This is a genomic window from Acidovorax sp. 62 (genome assembly GCF_002754495.1).
Classification (GTDB): domain Bacteria; phylum Pseudomonadota; class Gammaproteobacteria; order Burkholderiales; family Burkholderiaceae_C; genus Acidovorax.
The window spans coordinates 4,388,228-4,405,526 of sequence record NZ_PEFJ01000001.1; the positions used below are offsets into that span (position 1 = coordinate 4,388,228).

Sequence of the window (17,299 nt, forward strand, 5' to 3'; positions counted from 1 at the left end):
TGTTGGGCGCAGGGGTGAGGTGGCGATGAAGTTTGTGAAGTGAGCGTGAAGTGGTCCGTGTGTTCGTGGCGCGGCGGGCTGGGCTGGCGTATGGCCATGCCTGGCCTTCGACAAGCTCAGCGCGAACGGGCTGCTATGCACCCACGCGCAGGGCATCGGATGGGCGTTGGCCTACAAGCAAGTGTGGCGCTGGCTGACGCCAAACCGTCACACACCCACGTTAGCCTCTGGCTGCAACCAACCACCGCCAAAGGTGCCCCATGTTTTCCAAACTGTTCGGCTGGACCCATCTGCTTGACGCGCTGCTGGATGACCTGTTTGACGAGCGCCGCCTGGGGCTCGACCTGCCCGGGCAGGAATGCCTGGGCACCGACGAGTGGCTGGCCTTGGCCGCGCAAGACGGCGCTTGAGCCGCGCTTGGAACCGATCTCAGCGCCCCAGGTCCAGCGTCACGCGCAAGCCCGGGGCCGTGTTGCGCACCTGCATGTGCCCGCCGTGCAGCACCATCACCCGCTGCACAATCGCCAGCCCCAGCCCTGATCCACTGCGCTCGCCGCCCGGCCGGGCGGTGGTGAAAAACCGCTCACCCAGGCGCGGCAGCGCGTAGTCGGGAACGCCGGGGCCTTCGTCCTGCACGGCCACGGTGGTGCCGTCCAGCTCCACCCGCACTGTGCTGCCGGGGGGCGCAAAGTCGATGGCGTTGTCCAGCAGGTTGCCAATGGCCAGGGTGATGAGTTCCGCCTCCCATGGCCCGCTGTGGCCCCTGCCGCTCAGCACCAGTGCCATGCCGCGTTGCGCCGCGCGGCCCTGGGTGTGGGCGATGGCGGCGGCGGCGCAGTCGTGCAGTGCCACGGGGGCGCGGCCCTCGGCGTGCTGGCGTTGCTCCAGTTTGCTCAGTTCCAGCAGTCGGTCAATCAGCCGCTGCAGGCGTTCGCTTTGTTGCACCACTTGCGTGGCAAACGCGGCGCGGTCTGCGGCGGGCAGCTCGTCTTGCAGCAACTCGCCCGCGCCGCGAATGGCGGCCACAGGACTCTTGAGCTCGTGCGTGAGGGCGCGCACATAGCCCTCGATGTAGTCACGCCCCTGCAGCCGTGCGCGCATGCGGTCCATGGCGCGGGCCAGGTCGCCCAGTTCGCCAGGCACCTCGGGCACCGCCAGGGGCTGGGCGGGCGGGGTGCCTTGTTCGCTGTCGGCCGGTCCTTGCACGCTCAGGGCATAGTCGCGCAGGCGGCGCACGTTCCACACCATCCACAGCGTCACGCCCACCCCCACAGCGGCCGACAGGGCCAGCAACAGCAGCCCGCCCATGAAGACCTTGCGCTCAGCCCGGTCGATAAAGCGCTGGACCGTGCGCGTGGGCTTGGCCACCGTCAGCACCCCGGCAATGCGCTCGTCCACGTAGATGGGCGCGGCCACATGCATCACGCCGCTGGTGTCGTCGCTCTCCACGTCGCGGGTGGAGCGGGCACCATACTCCCCGCGCAGCGTGCGCGCCACATCGCGCCACTGCGAGTAGTCGGCGCCCACCGCGTGGTTTTCAGAGTCGAACAGCACGCGGCCCGAGTGATCCGTCACGTACACGCGAAAGTCCAGCGACTGTTTGGAAAACCCCCAAATGCCCGCATCGATGGGCCGCGTGGCGTAGTGCCGCACACGCTGGGCAAAGCGACTTTGGCTGGCATCGCGCGCCAGCTGTCCGCTGGCCAGGTCGTCACTGGCCACCTCGGCCAGCAGGTTGGCCGTGTCCACCATCATGTCCTCCATCACCTCGCGCACGCTGGGCTTGATCTCGGCCATGAACACGCGCAGCACAAAGAACGCGGCAATGCCGTTGATGAGGAAGAAGGCGAACAGCAGGCGGATGCCTAGGCGCATGGGTGACGCGGACTTTCTATAAAAATGATAGCTGCCAGCGCTTATTTAGTAAGCGCTAGAGGCCAATTTGATTTGAATGGCCGACATGCCCAGATGCTTCCCCCATCCGTTCGGGCTGAGCCTGTCGAAGCCAGGGCGTGGTGTGCGATGTGCTTGGGCAAGGGGTGTGGCACTCACAAGTCAAAACAGTACCCCATGCCCCGGTGCGTGCTGATGTAGTCGCGGCTGGCGTCCAGCTCGCGCAGCTTGGCGCGCAGGGTTTTGATGTGGGTGTCCACTGTGCGGTCGGTGCTCTCGCTGTCGTCGCCCCAGGCGGCGGCCAGCAGGGCGTCGCGCGAGTGGATGCGGCCCGCGCCCCGCAGCAGGTGCGACAGCAGCCGGTATTCGCGCCGCGTGAGTGGCAGCGCCTGGCCGTGCAGGGTGATGCGTTGGCCCGCCTCGTCGTCCATGAAGGGCGTGGGGGGCACGGCAGCCGGTGCGGGCGCAGGCATGGCGGCGCGGCGCAGCAGGGCTTTGATGCGGGCGGCCAGCTCGCGGGGGCTGAAGGGCTTGGCTAGGTAGTCGTCGGCGCCCAGCTCCAGGCCCAGCACGCGGTCCAGCTCCTCGCCCCGGGCGCTGAGCATCAGCACGGGCGTGGCCTGGCGCAGGCGCAGCGCGGCAGCCGCTTGGCCGTGGCGCACGTCGCGCAGCAGGTCCAGCCCGCTGCCGTCGGGCAGGCCCACGTCCAGCACCAGCACATCAAACGGGTGGCGCTGCATTTGCTGGCGCGCGTCCTGCACCAGCAGGCAGTGCGTCACCTGCAGGCCATCGCGCTCCAGCGCATAGGCCACGGTGCGGGCGATGGCGGGGTCGTCTTCGAGCAGCAGCAGGCGGGCGGACATGGGCGGTCAGCGGGCAACGAGTATGGGAAAGAGTTTGCCCAGGCCGTCGGCCATCACTTCCACCGCCAGGGCGGCCAGGATCAGGCCCATCAGCCGCGTCATCACGTTGATGCCGGTTTTGCCCAGTACGCGGGCGATGGGGTCGGCCAGCGAGAAGCACACGGCCGTGGCCAGGGCGATCACCACGCCGTAGCCCACCAGCGCGGCGTGTTGCCAGATGGTTTGGGCGCGGTCGGCGTAAATCACCACGGTGGACATGCTGGCCGGGCCGGTGAGCAGTGGAATGGTGAGCGGCACCACGGCGATGCTGCTGCCGGCGGCGGCTTTTTCAGCGCCTTGCTCCAGCTCGTGGGTCAGGGGCTTGGCTTCGGCGGGCTGGGCGTTGAGCATGTTCATCGCGCTGATCAGCAGCAGCATGCCCCCGCCCACCTGAAAGCTCTGCAGCGAGATGTTGAAGAACTCCAGAATCTGCAGCCCCAGCAGCGCGCAGGCGGCAATCACGCAGAACGATGCAAACGCTGCCGTGCGGATGGTGCTGCGCCGCTGCGCTGCAGAAAAGCCCTGCGTGTAGTGGATGAAGAAGGGGACGATGGCCAGCGGGTTCACGATGGCCAGCAAGGTAATGAGGGGTTTCAGGTCCATATCAGTTCTCCGTTGTGCTGGGCACTATTCACTGCATTCATCACTGGCACGATCCCAGCCAGCGCCCCCGCGCAAGGGCCTGCGACTCAGGAGGTGTACCACTACCGCCCCCCCGACACATCGATCAGCGACATGGTGGTGTAGTGTGACGCGTCGGACATCAGCCACACGATGGCCTGCGCCACTTCCTGGGCAGTGCCGCCGCGCTGCATGGGCACCTGGTGCGAGAGGTCGCGCACCCGGTCGGGCAGGCCGCCGCTGGCGTGGATGTCGGTCTCGATCAGCCCGGGGCGCACGGCGTTCACGCGGATGCCCTCGGCCGCCACCTCGCGGGCCAGGCCGATGGTGAAGCTGTCGATGGCGCCCTTGCTGGCCGCGTAGTCCACATACTGGTGGGCCGATCCCAGGCGCGATGCGGCGCTGGAGACGTTGACGATGGAGCCGCCCGCACCGCCGTGCAAGGTGCTCATGCGGCGCACCGCCTCGCGCGCGCAGACGATGCTGCCGATCACGTTGGTGTCGAACATGCGGCGCAGTCGCGCAACGCTCATTTCGTCCACCCGGGCAGTCACGTCCACCACGCCGGCGTTGTTCACCAGCGCGGTGATGCGTCCCAGTTGCGCGTCCACAGTGGCATACATGGCCAGCACCTGGTCTTCGTGGGCCACGTCGGCCTGCACGGCCAGGGCGCGCCCGCCCTGGGCCTCGATGCTGTCCACCACCGCCTGCGCGGCGGCGGCATTGGCGTGGTAGTTCACCGCCACGGCCCAGCCCTGCTGCGCGGCGAGCAAGGCGGTGGCGGCGCCAATACCGCGGCTGGCGCCTGTGATTAAAACGATCTTGTCCATGGAACGCTGTCTCCTGCAAGAATGGCGCATTGGAACAGTTTTCAGGAGCGAAACATGGGTCAATTCGTCGATTTGAAGTCTGCCGATGGTTTTGTGCTGCCCGCCTGGGTGGCCGAGCCCGATGCGCCGCCCCGGGGCGCGGTCGTGGTGTTGCAAGAGATTTTTGGGGTCAACCACCACATCCGTGCCGTGGCCGACCGCTTTGCCGCGCGGGGCTACCTGGCTGTGGCGCCTTCGACGTTTCACCGTGTGCAGCCCGGTGTGGACCTGGGCTACACCAATGATGACATGCAAGCGGGCATCGCCCTGAAGGCCGCTGTGGAAGGCCTGCCCGCCCCCGGCGTGATGCCCGATATCCAGGCCGCTATCGACTACGCTGCCGAGCGCAGCGGCCGCAAGGTGGGCATCGTGGGCTTTTGCTGGGGTGGGCTGCTGACCTGGCGCGCCGCCTGCACGCTCACCGGCCTGTCGGCCGCCGTGCCTTACTACGGCGGCGGCATGACCACCCCCGAAGAAGCCGCCCGCCAGCCGCAGGTGCCTGTGCTGGCCCACTTTGGCGAGCGCGACCACTGGATTCCGCTGGACAGCGTGCAGGCCTTTGACCGCACCCAGCCCGGCGTGGAAGTGCATGTGTACCAGGCCGACCACGGCTTTAACTGCGACCAGCGCGGCAGCTACGACGAGGCCGCCGCCCTGGCCGCCCGCGACCGCACGCTGGCGTTCTTCGACAAGCATTTGGGCTGACCGCCCTGGCACGGCCCGCAGCCCCCGCGCTGCGTGGCTCTGCCGAGTGGCGCAGTGTGGGCATTGCATTCAACCGGGGGGCGCCATGGCCAGCTGCATTCGAGACTTCAAGCCTTTTAGGCCCCTAGCGCTTTTGAATCAAGCGCTGGCAGCTATATATTTGATAGCAATTGCCAGCCTGACCCATGCGGCCGACTACGCCGGCCCCCTGTTCGACGCCCACCTGCACTACAACGAAGAAGCCTGGAACGGCACCACCGGCCCCCATCCGCCCGCCGACGTGCTGGCGCGCATGCAGGCCAGCGGGGTGCGGGCCATCGTCGCCAATTCGCGGCCCAATGCGGGCTCGCTGGCGCTGGCGGCCCTGCCGCAGATGCGCGAGGCGGGCATTGCCGTGGTGCCCTTTGTGCGCCTGTACCGCACCCGTGCTGACTACACCGGCTGGCCCCGCGACGAATCCATCTACGACATGGTGCTGGCCGAGCTGGCGCGCGGCACCGCAGCGGGCCCGTACCGGGGCCTGGGCGAATTCCACCTGTACGACAGTGCCGACGCCAACGGCCCCGTGGCCCGCAAGCTGATGCAACTGGCCGAGCAGCGCCGCCTGGTGGTGCTGGCGCATGTGGACGATGTGGCGATTGACCTGCTGATGGCGCACACCCCCAGCCAGGGCCAGGCGCTGCGCCTCATCTGGGCCCACACGGGCATTGGCGGCGCCCCGGTAGCGCGCGTCGATGCGCTGCTGGCCCGCTATCCCGGCCTGGTGGGCGAGCTGTCGTACCGCCCCGGGCTGGTGTGTGGCGGTGGCCAGCTGTGCCCCGAGTGGCGTGCCCTGCTGCTCAAGTACCCCACTCGCTTTGTGATCGGCTCAGACACCTGGGTCAACCAGCGCTGGCAGCACTACGAAGCGCAGATGCAGGACTACCGCACCTGGCTGGGCGGCCTGCCTGCCGATGTGGCCCAGCGTGTGGCCTGGGGCAACGCGGCGGCGTTGTGGGGGGTGGGTGGGCGCTGAGCTGTTGGCTGCGCCCGCTGCCCGCTGCGTCGTATTAGGGTGAATCTGTAGGGGTGGCGCAAGCCCGGTGCCCTACTATTTTCAGGCTGGCCCACTCCGTTTCTGGGCGCGGAGATTTTGTTTGAACACTTCTCTTTTTTCACCGCGTTCCCGCCTTGGCTGCGCATCGCACATGCCTAGCCTTCCCCGCCGCGATGCTTTGCTGCACGCCATTGCCGGGCTGGTGCTGGCGGCTGCGCTGGGCCTGGCGCCGCCAACTGCCGCACACGCGGCCACAGCGTTTGAGCCCGCGCAGACGGTGCAGGGCACGCCGCTGGTGCTCAACGGCTCGGGCACGCGCTACCGCACGGTGTTCAAGGTGTACGACATGGCCCTGTACACGCCCCGCAAGGTCAAGACTCTGGAAGAGTTGCTGGCGCTGCCAGGGCCGGTGCGGCTGAACTTTGTGGCCCAGCGTGACATCCCGGGCACCGACCTGGGCGTCTCCTTCATCAAAGGCTTGTCCAACAACTCACCGGCCGAGCAGATCCGCCGCTACACGCCCGCCAGCAACCGGCTGATCGAAATTTTCTCGGGCCGCCCCAAGCTGGCGCCCGGCGAAACCTTTGCCATGGAATATCTGCCAGGCAAGGGCACCACCTTCTACATCCAGGGCCAGCCTCAGGGCGCCCCCGTGGGCGATGCCGAGTACTTTGGCATGGTGCTGCGCATCTGGCTGGGCCAGGTGCCGGTGGACCACCAGCTCAAGGAAGCGCTGCTGCCTTGATGCAGCCGCCCCTGTGGGCTGGGGCTGTGCGTTGATGTCAGGCCAGGCGGAAGCGGTTTACGCTGTCGGACAGCGCGATGGCTTGCTCGCGCAGGTTTTCGGCAGCTGCCGCAGATTCCTCCACCAGTGAGGCATTTTGCTGTGTCATGCGGTCCAGTTCCGCCACGGCGACGTTCACTTGGGCAATGCCGTTGCTTTGTTCGCCTGTCGCGTTGGTGATTTCTTGAATCAGTGCATGCACCTCTTGCACGGCTGTCACCACGCGGTCCATGGTGTTGCCGGCGGTCTCCACCTGTGTGGCGCCAGCCTCGACCTGCTCTACCGAGGCCTGGATGAGGGATTTGATTTCGCGGGCTGCTTCTGCAGAGCGGCCTGCCAAGCTGCGAACCTCTCCGGCCACTACGGCAAAGCCACGCCCCTGCTCGCCTGCGCGGGCGGCTTCCACCGCCGCGTTCAGCGCCAGGATGTTGGTTTGGAAGGCGATGCCGTCAATGACGCTGATGATGTCGGCAATGCGGCGCGACGACTCTGTGATGCCGTTCATGGTGTGCACCACAGCCGAAACGGCCTGCCCGCCCTGTGCGGCCACTTCTTTGGCCGTGGTGGCGCGGCTGGCCGCTTGGCGGGCGGCGTGGGCATTTTGGGTGACGGAGCCGGTCAGTTGCTCCATGCTGGCAGCGGTTTGCTCCAGATTGGCGGCGGTGCTCTCGGTGCGGCTGCTCAGGTCCATGTTGCCGCTGGCGATTTGCTCGCTGGCCTGGGCCAACTGGTCGGTGGCATCGCGCACGGTGCGCAGGGTGTCGGTCAAGTCTTGCGACATGCCTTTCATGGCGCCCAGCAACTGGCTGATTTCGTCATCGCCTTTGACGGTGATGGTGTGTGTCAGATCGCGCTGCGAGATGGCCCGTGCGACACGGATGGCTTTGTCCAGCCCGCGTGAGACCGAGCGGTACACGTTGCGCACCATCAACAGGTTGACCACCATGGCAATGGCAATCACAACGGCCGTACGGGTCAGGCTGCTTAGAAAACTGGCGCGCAGATCGTCTGCATAGACGCCTGAACCCACGACCCATCCCCAGGGCTTGAAACCTTTGACGTAGGAAATTTTCGGCGCTGGTGCGTCTTGGCCTGGTTTGGGCCATTGGTATTCGACGATACCGCCCCCGTCTGGTTGCTGGGCGCGTTGGGCGAATACGATGAAGATGGCCTTGCCATCGGGGTCTTTGATGTTGGTTCCGTCGGTGCCGTTGAGGTCGGGGCGGAAGGGATGCATCACCACCTGTGCATTGGTGCTTTGCAGCCAGAAATATTCATTGCCTGCGTAGCGGGCTGCTTGCAGTGCCTGGGTGGCCAGCTTTTGGGCCTGCTCGCGACTGTGTGTGCCCGCAGTTTCTAGTTGGTAAGCCCACTCCAGCACCGAATGGGCGACTTCCACGTTTTGCTGTACTGCGCGTTCCCGGCCTTTGCGGTTGAGTTGGTACTCTTCCATCAATAAAAAGCCTGACATCAGGACCAGCACGCAGCTGCTGACGGCGGCCATCAGGCGCAGTTTGGTAACAAGCGAGAGAGATTTCATAGGAGGTGGGTGCTGTGCTGCTTGCGGAGCAGGCCCTCTGGCACCGGTTGCAGTGAGTAACTGGGTTACGAATTGCAACACTCCCCCCTTGTATACACATTGACCCAAGTCAACTGTTTCCTGCTCCCCTTTGGCTGTTGTTGTGAGGGTTCACTTAGCGTCTGTTGGCGATGCTGAAAGGACTGGTGCGGGATCTTGCAAGTGTGTGCGTTGGCGCATGGGGTGACACCGGTTGGACCTTTGCATGTTCCGTCGTTCAGTGGGGGCGGGGTGCTGATCCGCACAGCTGCGCAAACCGGCCCAGCAGGCTGCAGGCCTGGGGTGTCTCTTGCACCCTGGGTGGGGTGTGCCCGGCGGGCAGGGTGGCGGCCAGGTGCTGCACATAGCCTTGCATGGCCGCCAGGCTGAATTCGGGGTGGAACTGCACGCCCCAGGCGTTGGCCCCGATGCGGTAGGCCTGGTGGGGCTCATGGGCGTTGCCAGCCAGCCGCACGGCCCCAGGGGGCAGGGCGCGCACGGACTGGGCGTGCACCACCTGGGCGTTCCACTGGCTGGGCAGTTGGGCAAAGAGGGTGTCGGCCTGGGCCTCGGGCGTGAGGGTGATGGGCACGGTGCCCAGCTCCAGCCCGCCTGGGTGGTAGCCCACCTCGCCCCCCAGCGCGTGGGCCAGCAACTGGTGGCCGTAGCAAATGCCCAGCACTGGCGTGCCTTGGGCCACGAGGCGGGCAAGCCAGGGCACCAGGGCCTCGCTCCAGGCTTCGCGGTCGGACACCATGGCGTGGCTGCCGGTGATGACGACCCCGGCCAGCGTTTCAGGCCCGGGCAGGGGGCTGGCGTGGCGGGCGTCCAGCACCTGTATGGGCGGGGGCTGGTGTGCGTTCGCTGGGTCGGCCTTGTCGCCGGAACCCTCGCCAGCGCCTGCGGTCAGCCCGGTTTCGATCCAGTGCTCAAAGTCGCCAATGTTGGGGCGCAGGGTGTCGAGGGTGTCGCCGGTCTTGACGATCAGGATCGGGCGAGGGGCGGATGTGGGCATGGATGCGGTGGGCGTTGAACAGTGGGGCGGGGCCGCGCAGCCAGGTGGCCGTGCTGCTCGCTTGGGGGCGCTGGCAGGGGTGGCCCACACCCCTTCGTTGCATGGGGCTCAGGCGTGGCCGGTGCGTGCCAGGTAGCGCTTGCGCCAGAACAGCAAGACCAGTGCCAGCGCAATGGACGCCATGGCGCCCATGGCCCACCAGAAGCCGTCGGCTTTGTGGATGAGGGGGATGAACTCGAAGTTCATGCCAAAGATGCCCGCGATCAGGTTCAGCGGCAGGAACACGGCCGTGAGCGCCGTGAGGGTGCGCATGATGTCGTTGGTGCGGTTGCCCTGCACCGAAAAGTGCATCTGCACGGCGGTTTCGGTGCTTTGCTCCAGCCGGCGCACGTGGTGCACCACGCGCTCGATGTGCTCCAGCACGTCGCGGCTGCGCACCTTGAGCAGGTCCAGCTCGCGCTGCCCTGTGGGCGTGTCAGGCTGGGCCCAGGTCTCCAGCGCATCGATCCAGTCTTGCACGGCGCTGCGCTGGTCTTCGCAGATTTCATCGAGCTGGTGCAGCGACAGGCGCGCATCCAGCAGCGAGCTCCAATTGACATGCCGGGCCCGGGGCCTGAGCAGCTCGGTCTGCCAGTGGTCGAGCTGGCGCGTCAGCTCACGGCGCAGGTCCAGGTAGCCGTCCACCATCAGGTTGACCACGCGCAGCATCAGGTCGGCGGGGCTGGCGGGCAGGCGCGAGCCGGGGAGGGGGTTGGCGCGGCCTTCGCGCTGCTCTGCGGGGGCGCCGGGCGCGGTGGCCAGCAGCTTGCCCGCATAGGCCTCGCGCACGGTGCAGTCGCTGGGGTGCACCGTGAGCAGCACGTGGTCAAACACCGCAAAGCCCACGGGGCTGGTGTCCAGGCGCCGCAGCACCAGCGGGCCGGTGGGCTTGCGGGGCGGCGTGGCTTGGCTGGCGTCTTCGGCATCGATGCCGGCGCTGGCCGTGGCCAGGCGGCGAAACACCAGCAGGTCGTACTGCGAGGTGTAGTCGTAGTGCGAGGGCAGTTGCGCGTTCAGCAGGTCCGACACGTGCAAGTCCACCAGCTGCAGCCCCACCAGGTTTTGCAGGGCGCTCTGGATCTCCAGCAGGCGCGCCTGAAAGGCCTGGCGGGCCACGGCAATCCACAGAAAGCCCTGGGCGGGGGCCTGGGCGGGCAGCTCGGGCAGCTCGGTCACGCCGCTGCTGTGGATGTGGAAGATGCGCATGCGGGAGTGGGTGAAGGTGGAAATGGCACGCAGCGCTTATTCAATAAGCGCTAGCAGCTATTATTTCGATAGCAAACGTGCTGCGTCGCGGGCAAAATAGGTCAGCACGCCATCGGCACCCGCGCGCTTGAAGGCCAGCAGGCTTTCCATCATCACCGCGTCGTGGTCGAGCCAGCCGTTTTGCGCGGCGGCCTTGATCATGGCGTATTCGCCGCTGACCTGGTAGGCGAAGGTGGGCACGCGGAACTCGTCCTTCACCCGACGCACGATGTCCAGGTAAGGCATGCCGGGTTTCACCATCACCATGTCGGCGCCTTCGGCAATGTCCAGCGCCACTTCGCGCAGGGCTTCGTCGCTGTTGCCGGGGTCCATCTGGTAGACGTTCTTGTCGGCCTTGCCCAGGGCGCCGCGGGTGCCCACCGCGTCGCGGAAGGGGCCGTAGAAGGCGCTGGCGTACTTGGCGCTGTAGGCCATGATGCGGGTGTGGATGTGGCCCTGCACCTCCAGCGCCTCGCGGATGGCGCCAATGCGGCCGTCCATCATGTCGCTGGGGGCGACGATGTCCACGCCCGCTTCGGCATGTGTGATGGCCTGGGCGGTGAGGATTTCGACCGTCTGGTCATTGATGATGTAGCCGGTGTCGTCCAGCACGCCGTCCTGCCCGTGGCTGGTGTAGGGGTCCAGCGCCACGTCGGTCATCACGCCCAGGTCGGGGAATTCTTTCTTCAGCGCCCGCACCACGCGCGGGATCAGGCCGTCGGGGTTGCGCGCTTCTTGCCCGTCGGGGGTCTTGAGCGACGGGTCAATGGCCGGGAAGAGTGCCATCACCGGGATGCCTAGCTTCACGCAGTCTTCGGCCACGGGCAGCAGCAGGTCCAGGCTCAGCCGGTCCACGCCGGGCATGGACGCCACGGCCTCGCGCTGCTGCGTGCCTTCGTGCACGAACACGGGGTAGATCAGGTCGTTGACCGACACCGTGTTTTCGCGCACCAGGCGGCGCGTGAAAGCGTCGCGGCGCAGGCGGCGGGGGCGGTTTTGCGGGAAGGGGGCGGGGGTCTGGAGGTGCATGGGGAAAATTGTGCCCTATCTCGCCAACGCCCTGGGGGCCCTGGCCTGTCACCACGCGGCCCCGAGGGCGGGGGGGGCGCCACAAATAACCCTACTGATTTATGCAACTAATTGCATACGCTTGTAACGGTTTGTCATTAATGATAAATTTGATCCCGGGCAGCCCTCTGCCTCCCGCTTTTTCCTCCCTGAGCGGGGCCTTCGATTGCTACGCGCAGTCAAGGCTTCTCAGCCCGGCCATGTGCCGGGCTTTTTTTTGCCCGCTGCGGTTGGCGGGTTAGTGCGGTTTCGGGGCAGCCACTCTGCAGCGCACAGGCATCGTGTCCGCTGTGGGTGGCCTTTCAGGGGCTTTACCTCTGCTTTGGCGCAGGACGCTCGGTGGCGCGCTTAAACTGCGCCCATGCTCTGGGTAAAAGCCTTTCACATCGTGTTCGTGGCCAGCTGGTTTGCGGGCTTGTTCTATCTGCCGCGCATTTTTGTCAATTTGGCAATGGTGGCGCCCGGCTCGGCCGCCGAGCGTGATCGCCTCTTGTTGATGGCGCGCAAGCTTTTGCGCTTTACCACCCTGCTGGCGGTGCCCGCGTTGGCCCTGGGGCTGTGGCTGTGGCTGGGTTACGGCATCGGGCGGGGTCCTGGCAACGGCTGGATGCACGCCAAGTTGACCGTGGTGGCCTTGGTGATCGGCTACCACCACAGCTGCGCCGTGTTGTTGCGCAAGCTGGCCGATGGCACCAGCCGCCGCAGCCATCGGTGGTTTCGCTGGTTCAACGAGGCGCCGGTGCTGCTGCTGTTGATCGCCGTGGTGCTGGTGGTGGTCAAGCCTTTCTGACGGGACGGGGCCGCCCACGTGCACAAGACCTCTGCCTGGCCTTTGGCGACCAGTTATGTCGCCTTGATCGTTTTTGCCAGCCTGTTCCCCTTCTCCGGCTGGCGTGCCCAGGGGCTGGAGCCTTGGGTGTTCCTCATGGCGCCCTTGCCGCCGCCGTACTGGACAGGGTTTGACGTCACCTCCAACCTGATCGGTTACGCCCCGCTGGGCTTTTTGCTGGCACTGGCGCTGTTGCGCACCGGCTGGGCCTGGGGTGCGGTGTGGCTGGCCTTTTTGGCGGGCACGCTGCTGTCGCTGTCCATGGAGTTTTTGCAGATTTACCTGCCTCGGCGCGTTCCCTCCAATCTGGATTTGGTGCTCAATGCTGCGGGGTCGTTGGTCGGTGCTTTGGTGGCGGCGGTGCTGGAGCGCCTGGGCGCCATTGACCGCTGGAGCCACTTTCGCGACCGATGGTTTGTGTCCGATGCGCGTGGTGCGCTGGTGCTGCTGGCCCTGTGGCCTGCGGCGCTGCTGTTCCCAGCGGGCGTGCCTTTTGGCCTGGGGCAGGTGCTGGAGCGGCTGGAGGCTGCCGTGGAGTTGGCGCTGGAGGACACCCCTTTCCTCGAATGGCTGCCCGCCCGCGAAGCCGTGCTGGAACCCCTGTCGCCCGGCGGCGAGGTGCTGTGCGTGATGCTGGGCCTGCTGGTGCCTTGCCTGCTGGGGTACTGCGTCATCCGCCATGTGGGGCGCCGGGCCGTGTTTGCCTTTGCCGCCCTGGGCGTGGGGGTGGTGGCGACGGCGCTGTCGGCCGCGCTGAGCTGGGGACCGGTGCATGCCTGGGGCTGGCTGGACGAGCCGGTGCGCGTAGGCGTGTGGGCGGCGGCCGGGGTGGCGGTGCTGTTGCTGATGCTGCCGCGCCGCGCCAGTGCTGCCGTGTTGCTGGTGGCGCTGGTGTGGCACCTGGGGGTGCTCAATCAGGCGCCGACCAGCGTGTACTTTGCGCAAACCCTGCAGCAGTGGGAGCAGGGGCGCTTCATCCGCTTTTATGGCCTGGGCCAATGGCTGGGCTGGCTCTGGCCTTACGTCACGCTGCTGTATGTGCTGGTGCGCGTCTCGCGCCGTGACACCCAAACCTAAAATACCGCCATGAGCGAACCCACCCCAACCCCTACCTCGGCTGCGCCTGGTTACTACCAGCGCCACATCTTCTTTTGCCTGAACGAGCGCACCAACGGCGAAGACAGCTGCGCGCACCACAATGCCCAGGCAGGGTTTGACCGATGCAAGGCCCAGGTCAAAGCTGCAGGCCTGGCGGGCGTGGGCAAGGTGCGGGTGAACAAGGCGGGTTGCCTGGACCGCTGCGCCGCAGGCCCCGTGGCCGTGGTCTACCCCGAGGGCACCTGGTACACCTTTGTGGATACCAGCGACATCGATGAGATCGTGGAATCGCACCTCAAAAACGGCCAGGTGGTCGAGCGCTTGCTGGTGCCGCCCGAGCTGGGGCGTTGAGCCCTGGTCTTTGCATGAAATTGCTGCCTAGCGCTTATTTAATAAGCGCTAGAAGCTATCAAATAAATAGCATAAAGTGAACTCTCAAACCGAACGCCTGCTGCTGCAAGGCGCTGCGGGTGCCATCGAGGTGGCCCGCGACGCTGCCAGCCTGCCCGACGGCGCCGCCCCGCGCGGCGTGGCCGTCATCGCCCACCCCCATCCGCTGTTTGGCGGCACCATGGACAACAAGGTGGTGCAGACCCTGGCGCGTGCCTTTGTCCAGTGCGGCTGGACGGCGGTGCGTTTCAACTTTCGTGGTGTGGGCGCCACCGAGGGGGCGCACGACGAAGGGCGCGGTGAGCTGCAAGACCTGCTATCGGTGATCGAGCAAGTGGCGCCCGCAGGCGAGGGCGCGCAGCCCCTGGCGTTGGCAGGTTTCTCGTTTGGCGCATTTGTCACCAGCCACGCCCTGGCCACGCTGTGGCCGCAGCGCACCATCGACCGTGCCGTGCTGGTGGGCACAGCGGCCAGCCGCTTCACGGTGGCGCCGGTGCCGCCCGATGCCCACCTGCGGACGCTGGTGGTGCACGGCGAGCACGACGACACCGTGGCCCTGTCGGCCGTGATGGACTGGGCCCGCCCGCAAATACTGCCCGTCACCGTGGTGCCCGGAGGCGGTCATTTCTTTCACGGACAATTGCCGCTGCTCAAAAACCTGGTGGTCCGGCACCTGCAGTCGGCGGTGTAACAGAGGGTTCGCCTGCACGCCGCAGGTGGAACCTCTCACCCCCACACGACTCAGCCTCCCATCCCTCGTCACCTTCTGCAGCGTGTGGCCCACAGCGCCGCCGCTGGGTTGGTGGTTCTGTCTTTCTTTCCATCGGCCGCTGGCCGCATCCCTGACCTTCCCATGAAACGAATCTTGCCCGCCCTGCGATCCCTGGCCTTGTTTGCCGCCGTTGCGCCCGCCGCATTTGGCGCCCTGGCGCAGCAGGCTCCCCAGCCCCCTGAAATTGCCGCGCGCACCTACTTGCTGGTGGACGTGACGGCCAACCAGGTGCTGGCCGCCAAGGACATCGACGCGCCGGTGGAGCAGGCATCGCTGACCAAGCTGATGACGGGTTACCTGGTGTTTGACGCCCTGCGCGCCAAGAAGATCACGCTCGACCAGAAGCTGCCCGTGAGCGTGCGCGCCTGGAAGATGCCCGGCTCGCGCATGTTCATCGACCCCAAGATGCAGGTTCCGGTGGAAGACCTCATCAAGGGCATGATCGTCCAGTCCGGCAACGACGCCACCATGGCTCTGGCCGAAGGCGTGGGCGGCACGGCCGAGAACTTCGTCAAGCTCATGAACGACCAGGCCCAGGCGCTGGGCATGAAGGGCACGAGCTACAAGAACCCCGAAGGCTTGACGGAGCCCGGCCACACCACCACGGCGCGCGACCTGAGCGTGCTGGCCATGCGCCTGATGAAGGACTTCCCGGAGTACATGCATTACTACTCCACCAAGCAGTACAGCTACCCCGGCACGCCTGCATCCAACGGCAGCAACCGCAACACCCTGCTGTTCCGCGACCCGACCGTGGACGGTCTGAAGACCGGTCACACTGCCGCCGCGGGCTACTGCCTGGTGGCCACGGCCAAGCGCGACTTCCCGAACGTGGGCCAGCGCCGCCTGCTGTCCATCGTGCTGGGCACCGCCAGCGAAAACGCCCGTGCCAACGAAAGCCAAAAGCTGCTGAACTGGGGCTACACCGCGTTTGATGCCGTCAAGCTCTTTGAAGCGAACGCCGCCGTGGCCACGCCCGAGGTCTGGAAGGGCAAGGAAAACCTGCTCAAAATCGGCCGCCCAGACGCCATCGTGGTCACCGTGCCTGCAGGCAGCGCCGGCAAGATCAAGACCGCCGTCTCTCGCCCGGATCCTCTGGTCGCGCCCTTTACCAAGGGGCAGGCCGTGGGCTCCCTCAAGGTGATGCTGGGTGAGCAAACCCTGGCCGAAGTGCCTCTGGTGGCGCTGGAAGGTGTTGAGCAAGCGGGCATTTTGGGTCGCGCCTGGGACGCCATCCGGCTCTGGATCAAGTGATCTTGGGTATTTGCCTTGGCGATGCAGCGTGTGAGGTTGCTGTAAATTTAAGCAATGCTTGCCTCTCGCGCTGCAGCCTGATACATTAGAAGGCTTTTCGGAATTTCCGAAGGGATTCACGTTTTCGCTTTCACGAAGCAAATTCACGTTTAGGGACGTATTTCATGCCAACCATTAATCAACTGGTCCGTCAGGGGCGCGAGGTCGAAAAGACCAAGTCCAAGAGCCCCGCGATGGAAAACTCTCCACAGCGCCGTGGCGTGTGCACCCGTGTGTACACCACGACGCCTAAGAAGCCTAACTCCGCTCTGCGTAAGGTCGCCAAGGTGCGCCTGACCAACGGTTTTGAGGTCATCTCCTACATCGGCGGTGAAGGCCACAACCTGCAAGAACACAGCGTCGTGCTGGTTCGCGGCGGTCGTGTCAAGGACTTGCCTGGTGTGCGTTACCACATCGTGCGCGGTTCGCTCGACTTGCAAGGCGTGAAAGACCGCAAGCAGTCGCGCTCCAAGTACGGCGCGAAGAAGCCAAAGGCCAAGTAAGCCCTGGCCCTTCTGGTCTGAAGAATTTTCGGTGCTGTTTTTCCGCGTGGCGCGGAAGATGCAGCGTAGTGACCCCAAACGCAGGTGTTCTGCGCGGGTCGAGTAAGTGGGAGTTTCAATGACTCTCGCGGTGTCTGAAAAGACGCCAACTGAAGCAAAGATAGAGGTGAAAAATGCCACGTCGTCGCGAAGTCCCCAAACGTGAAATCCTGCCGGATCCTAAGTTCGGCAATGTAGAGCTGTCCAAATTCATGAACGTGATCATGGAAGGCGGCAAAAAGGCGGTTGCAGAGCGCATCATTTACGGTGCCCTGGAACTGATCGAGAAGAAGCACCCCGATAAGGACCCTCTGGAAGCCTTCACCGTTGCCATCAACAACGTGAAGCCCATGGTGGAAGTGAAGTCCCGCCGCGTGGGCGGTGCCAACTACCAAGTGCCTGTGGAAGTGCGCCCTGTCCGTCGCCTGGCTCTGTCCATGCGCTGGATCAAGGAAGCCGCCCGCAAGCGCGGTGAAAAGTCGATGGCCCAACGCCTGGCCAATGAGCTGCTCGAGGCCACCGAAGGCCGTGGCGGCGCCATGAAGAAGCGTGACGAAGTGCACCGCATGGCCGAAGCCAACAAGGCATTCAGCCACTTCCGCTTCTAAATCGACGAGTCGCTTCGTCGTCAAGCGCAAGG

Annotated in this window: 19 protein-coding genes; 11 read left to right on the top strand and 8 right to left on the bottom strand. The window is 65.7% G+C overall.

All coding sequences use genetic code 11. The features are described 5' to 3' along the window. Nucleotides 1-260 precede the first annotated feature (260 nt). Nucleotides 261-410: a hypothetical protein gene (locus CLU86_RS22965; RefSeq protein ID WP_162996044.1), complete on the top strand. Its 150-nt coding sequence runs from the start codon at nucleotides 261-263 to the stop codon at nucleotides 408-410. Nucleotides 411-429: 19 nt separating this feature from the next. Here CLU86_RS22965 and creC read toward each other — a convergent pair whose 3' ends face one another. The 4 genes from creC to CLU86_RS19645 form a co-directional block, all read right to left on the bottom strand. Next, nucleotides 430-1,875, bottom strand: coding sequence for a two-component system sensor histidine kinase CreC (gene creC, locus CLU86_RS19630; RefSeq protein ID WP_099742807.1), 1,446 nt, complete (start codon nucleotides 1,873-1,875; stop codon nucleotides 430-432). Between the two features lie 173 nt (nucleotides 1,876-2,048). Further along, nucleotides 2,049-2,756, bottom strand: coding sequence for a winged helix-turn-helix domain-containing protein (locus CLU86_RS19635; protein ID WP_099742808.1), 708 nt, complete (start codon nucleotides 2,754-2,756; stop codon nucleotides 2,049-2,051). A 6-nt stretch (nucleotides 2,757-2,762) separates the two neighbouring features. Next, nucleotides 2,763-3,398: a MarC family protein gene (locus CLU86_RS19640; protein ID WP_099657568.1), complete on the bottom strand. Its 636-nt coding sequence runs from the start codon at nucleotides 3,396-3,398 to the stop codon at nucleotides 2,763-2,765. A gap of 101 nt (nucleotides 3,399-3,499) precedes the next feature. Continuing rightward, entirely contained in the window at nucleotides 3,500-4,246 is a 747-nt protein-coding gene (locus CLU86_RS19645; protein WP_099742809.1) for an SDR family oxidoreductase, read from the bottom strand. Between the two features lie 54 nt (nucleotides 4,247-4,300). On the opposite strand from CLU86_RS19645, the gene CLU86_RS19650 reads away from it, so the two are divergent. The 3 genes from CLU86_RS19650 (at nucleotide 4,301) to CLU86_RS19660 (ending at nucleotide 6,771) form a co-directional block, all read left to right on the top strand. Continuing rightward, nucleotides 4,301-4,990: a dienelactone hydrolase family protein gene (locus tag CLU86_RS19650; RefSeq protein WP_099742810.1), complete on the top strand. Its 690-nt coding sequence runs from the start codon at nucleotides 4,301-4,303 to the stop codon at nucleotides 4,988-4,990. Nucleotides 4,991-5,153: 163 nt separating this feature from the next. Beyond that, a complete protein-coding gene (locus tag CLU86_RS19655; protein WP_369803878.1) occupies nucleotides 5,154-6,005 on the top strand; it encodes an amidohydrolase family protein in 852 nt (283 codons plus the stop codon). A 172-nt stretch (nucleotides 6,006-6,177) separates the two neighbouring features. After that, a complete protein-coding gene (locus CLU86_RS19660; protein WP_099657572.1) occupies nucleotides 6,178-6,771 on the top strand; it encodes a chalcone isomerase family protein in 594 nt (197 codons plus the stop codon). A 37-nt stretch (nucleotides 6,772-6,808) separates the two neighbouring features. On the opposite strand, the gene CLU86_RS23220 is transcribed toward CLU86_RS19660, so the two are convergent. The 4 genes from CLU86_RS23220 to hemB form a co-directional block, all read right to left on the bottom strand. Further along, the gene (locus CLU86_RS23220; protein WP_199175156.1) at nucleotides 6,809-8,350 is read right to left on the bottom strand and encodes a methyl-accepting chemotaxis protein; all 1,542 of its coding nucleotides are present in this window, start codon (nucleotides 8,348-8,350) and stop codon (nucleotides 6,809-6,811) included. 256 nt (nucleotides 8,351-8,606) lie between these two features. Beyond that, nucleotides 8,607-9,383: a glutamine amidotransferase gene (locus CLU86_RS19670; RefSeq protein ID WP_099742813.1), complete on the bottom strand. Its 777-nt coding sequence runs from the start codon at nucleotides 9,381-9,383 to the stop codon at nucleotides 8,607-8,609. Nucleotides 9,384-9,491: 108 nt separating this feature from the next. Continuing rightward, a complete protein-coding gene (locus CLU86_RS19675; protein WP_099742814.1) occupies nucleotides 9,492-10,628 on the bottom strand; it encodes a magnesium transporter CorA family protein in 1,137 nt (378 codons plus the stop codon). A gap of 60 nt (nucleotides 10,629-10,688) precedes the next feature. After that, a complete protein-coding gene (hemB, locus tag CLU86_RS19680; RefSeq protein WP_099742815.1) occupies nucleotides 10,689-11,696 on the bottom strand; it encodes a porphobilinogen synthase in 1,008 nt (335 codons plus the stop codon). A gap of 400 nt (nucleotides 11,697-12,096) precedes the next feature. On the opposite strand from hemB, the gene CLU86_RS19685 reads away from it, so the two are divergent. From CLU86_RS19685 to rpsG, 7 genes are all read left to right on the top strand, one after another. Beyond that, nucleotides 12,097-12,525, top strand: a complete 429-nt coding sequence (locus CLU86_RS19685; protein WP_099742816.1) for a CopD family protein — start codon at nucleotides 12,097-12,099, stop codon at nucleotides 12,523-12,525. An 18-nt stretch (nucleotides 12,526-12,543) separates the two neighbouring features. Continuing rightward, nucleotides 12,544-13,641 (top strand): VanZ family protein, encoded by a 1,098-nt coding sequence (locus CLU86_RS19690; RefSeq protein WP_099742817.1) that lies wholly within the window; start codon nucleotides 12,544-12,546, stop codon nucleotides 13,639-13,641. A gap of 9 nt (nucleotides 13,642-13,650) precedes the next feature. After that, on the top strand, nucleotides 13,651-14,013 hold the full coding sequence (locus tag CLU86_RS19695) for a ferredoxin (protein WP_099742818.1): 363 nt from the start codon (nucleotides 13,651-13,653) through the stop codon (nucleotides 14,011-14,013). Nucleotides 14,014-14,089: 76 nt separating this feature from the next. Further along, the gene (locus CLU86_RS19700; RefSeq protein WP_099742819.1) at nucleotides 14,090-14,743 is read left to right on the top strand and encodes an alpha/beta hydrolase; all 654 of its coding nucleotides are present in this window, start codon (nucleotides 14,090-14,092) and stop codon (nucleotides 14,741-14,743) included. A gap of 162 nt (nucleotides 14,744-14,905) precedes the next feature. Further along, nucleotides 14,906-16,078, top strand: a complete 1,173-nt coding sequence (locus tag CLU86_RS19705) for a D-alanyl-D-alanine carboxypeptidase family protein (RefSeq protein WP_099657581.1) — start codon at nucleotides 14,906-14,908, stop codon at nucleotides 16,076-16,078. Between the two features lie 164 nt (nucleotides 16,079-16,242). Then, entirely contained in the window at nucleotides 16,243-16,620 is a 378-nt protein-coding gene (rpsL, locus tag CLU86_RS19710) for a 30S ribosomal protein S12 (RefSeq protein WP_008905797.1), read from the top strand. A 173-nt stretch (nucleotides 16,621-16,793) separates the two neighbouring features. Next, nucleotides 16,794-17,267 carry a 30S ribosomal protein S7 gene (gene rpsG, locus CLU86_RS19715; RefSeq protein WP_005798541.1) on the top strand — a complete coding sequence of 158 codons (474 nt, stop codon included), beginning with the start codon at nucleotides 16,794-16,796 and terminating at the stop codon, nucleotides 17,265-17,267. The last annotated feature ends 32 nt before the right edge of the window (nucleotides 17,268-17,299 follow it).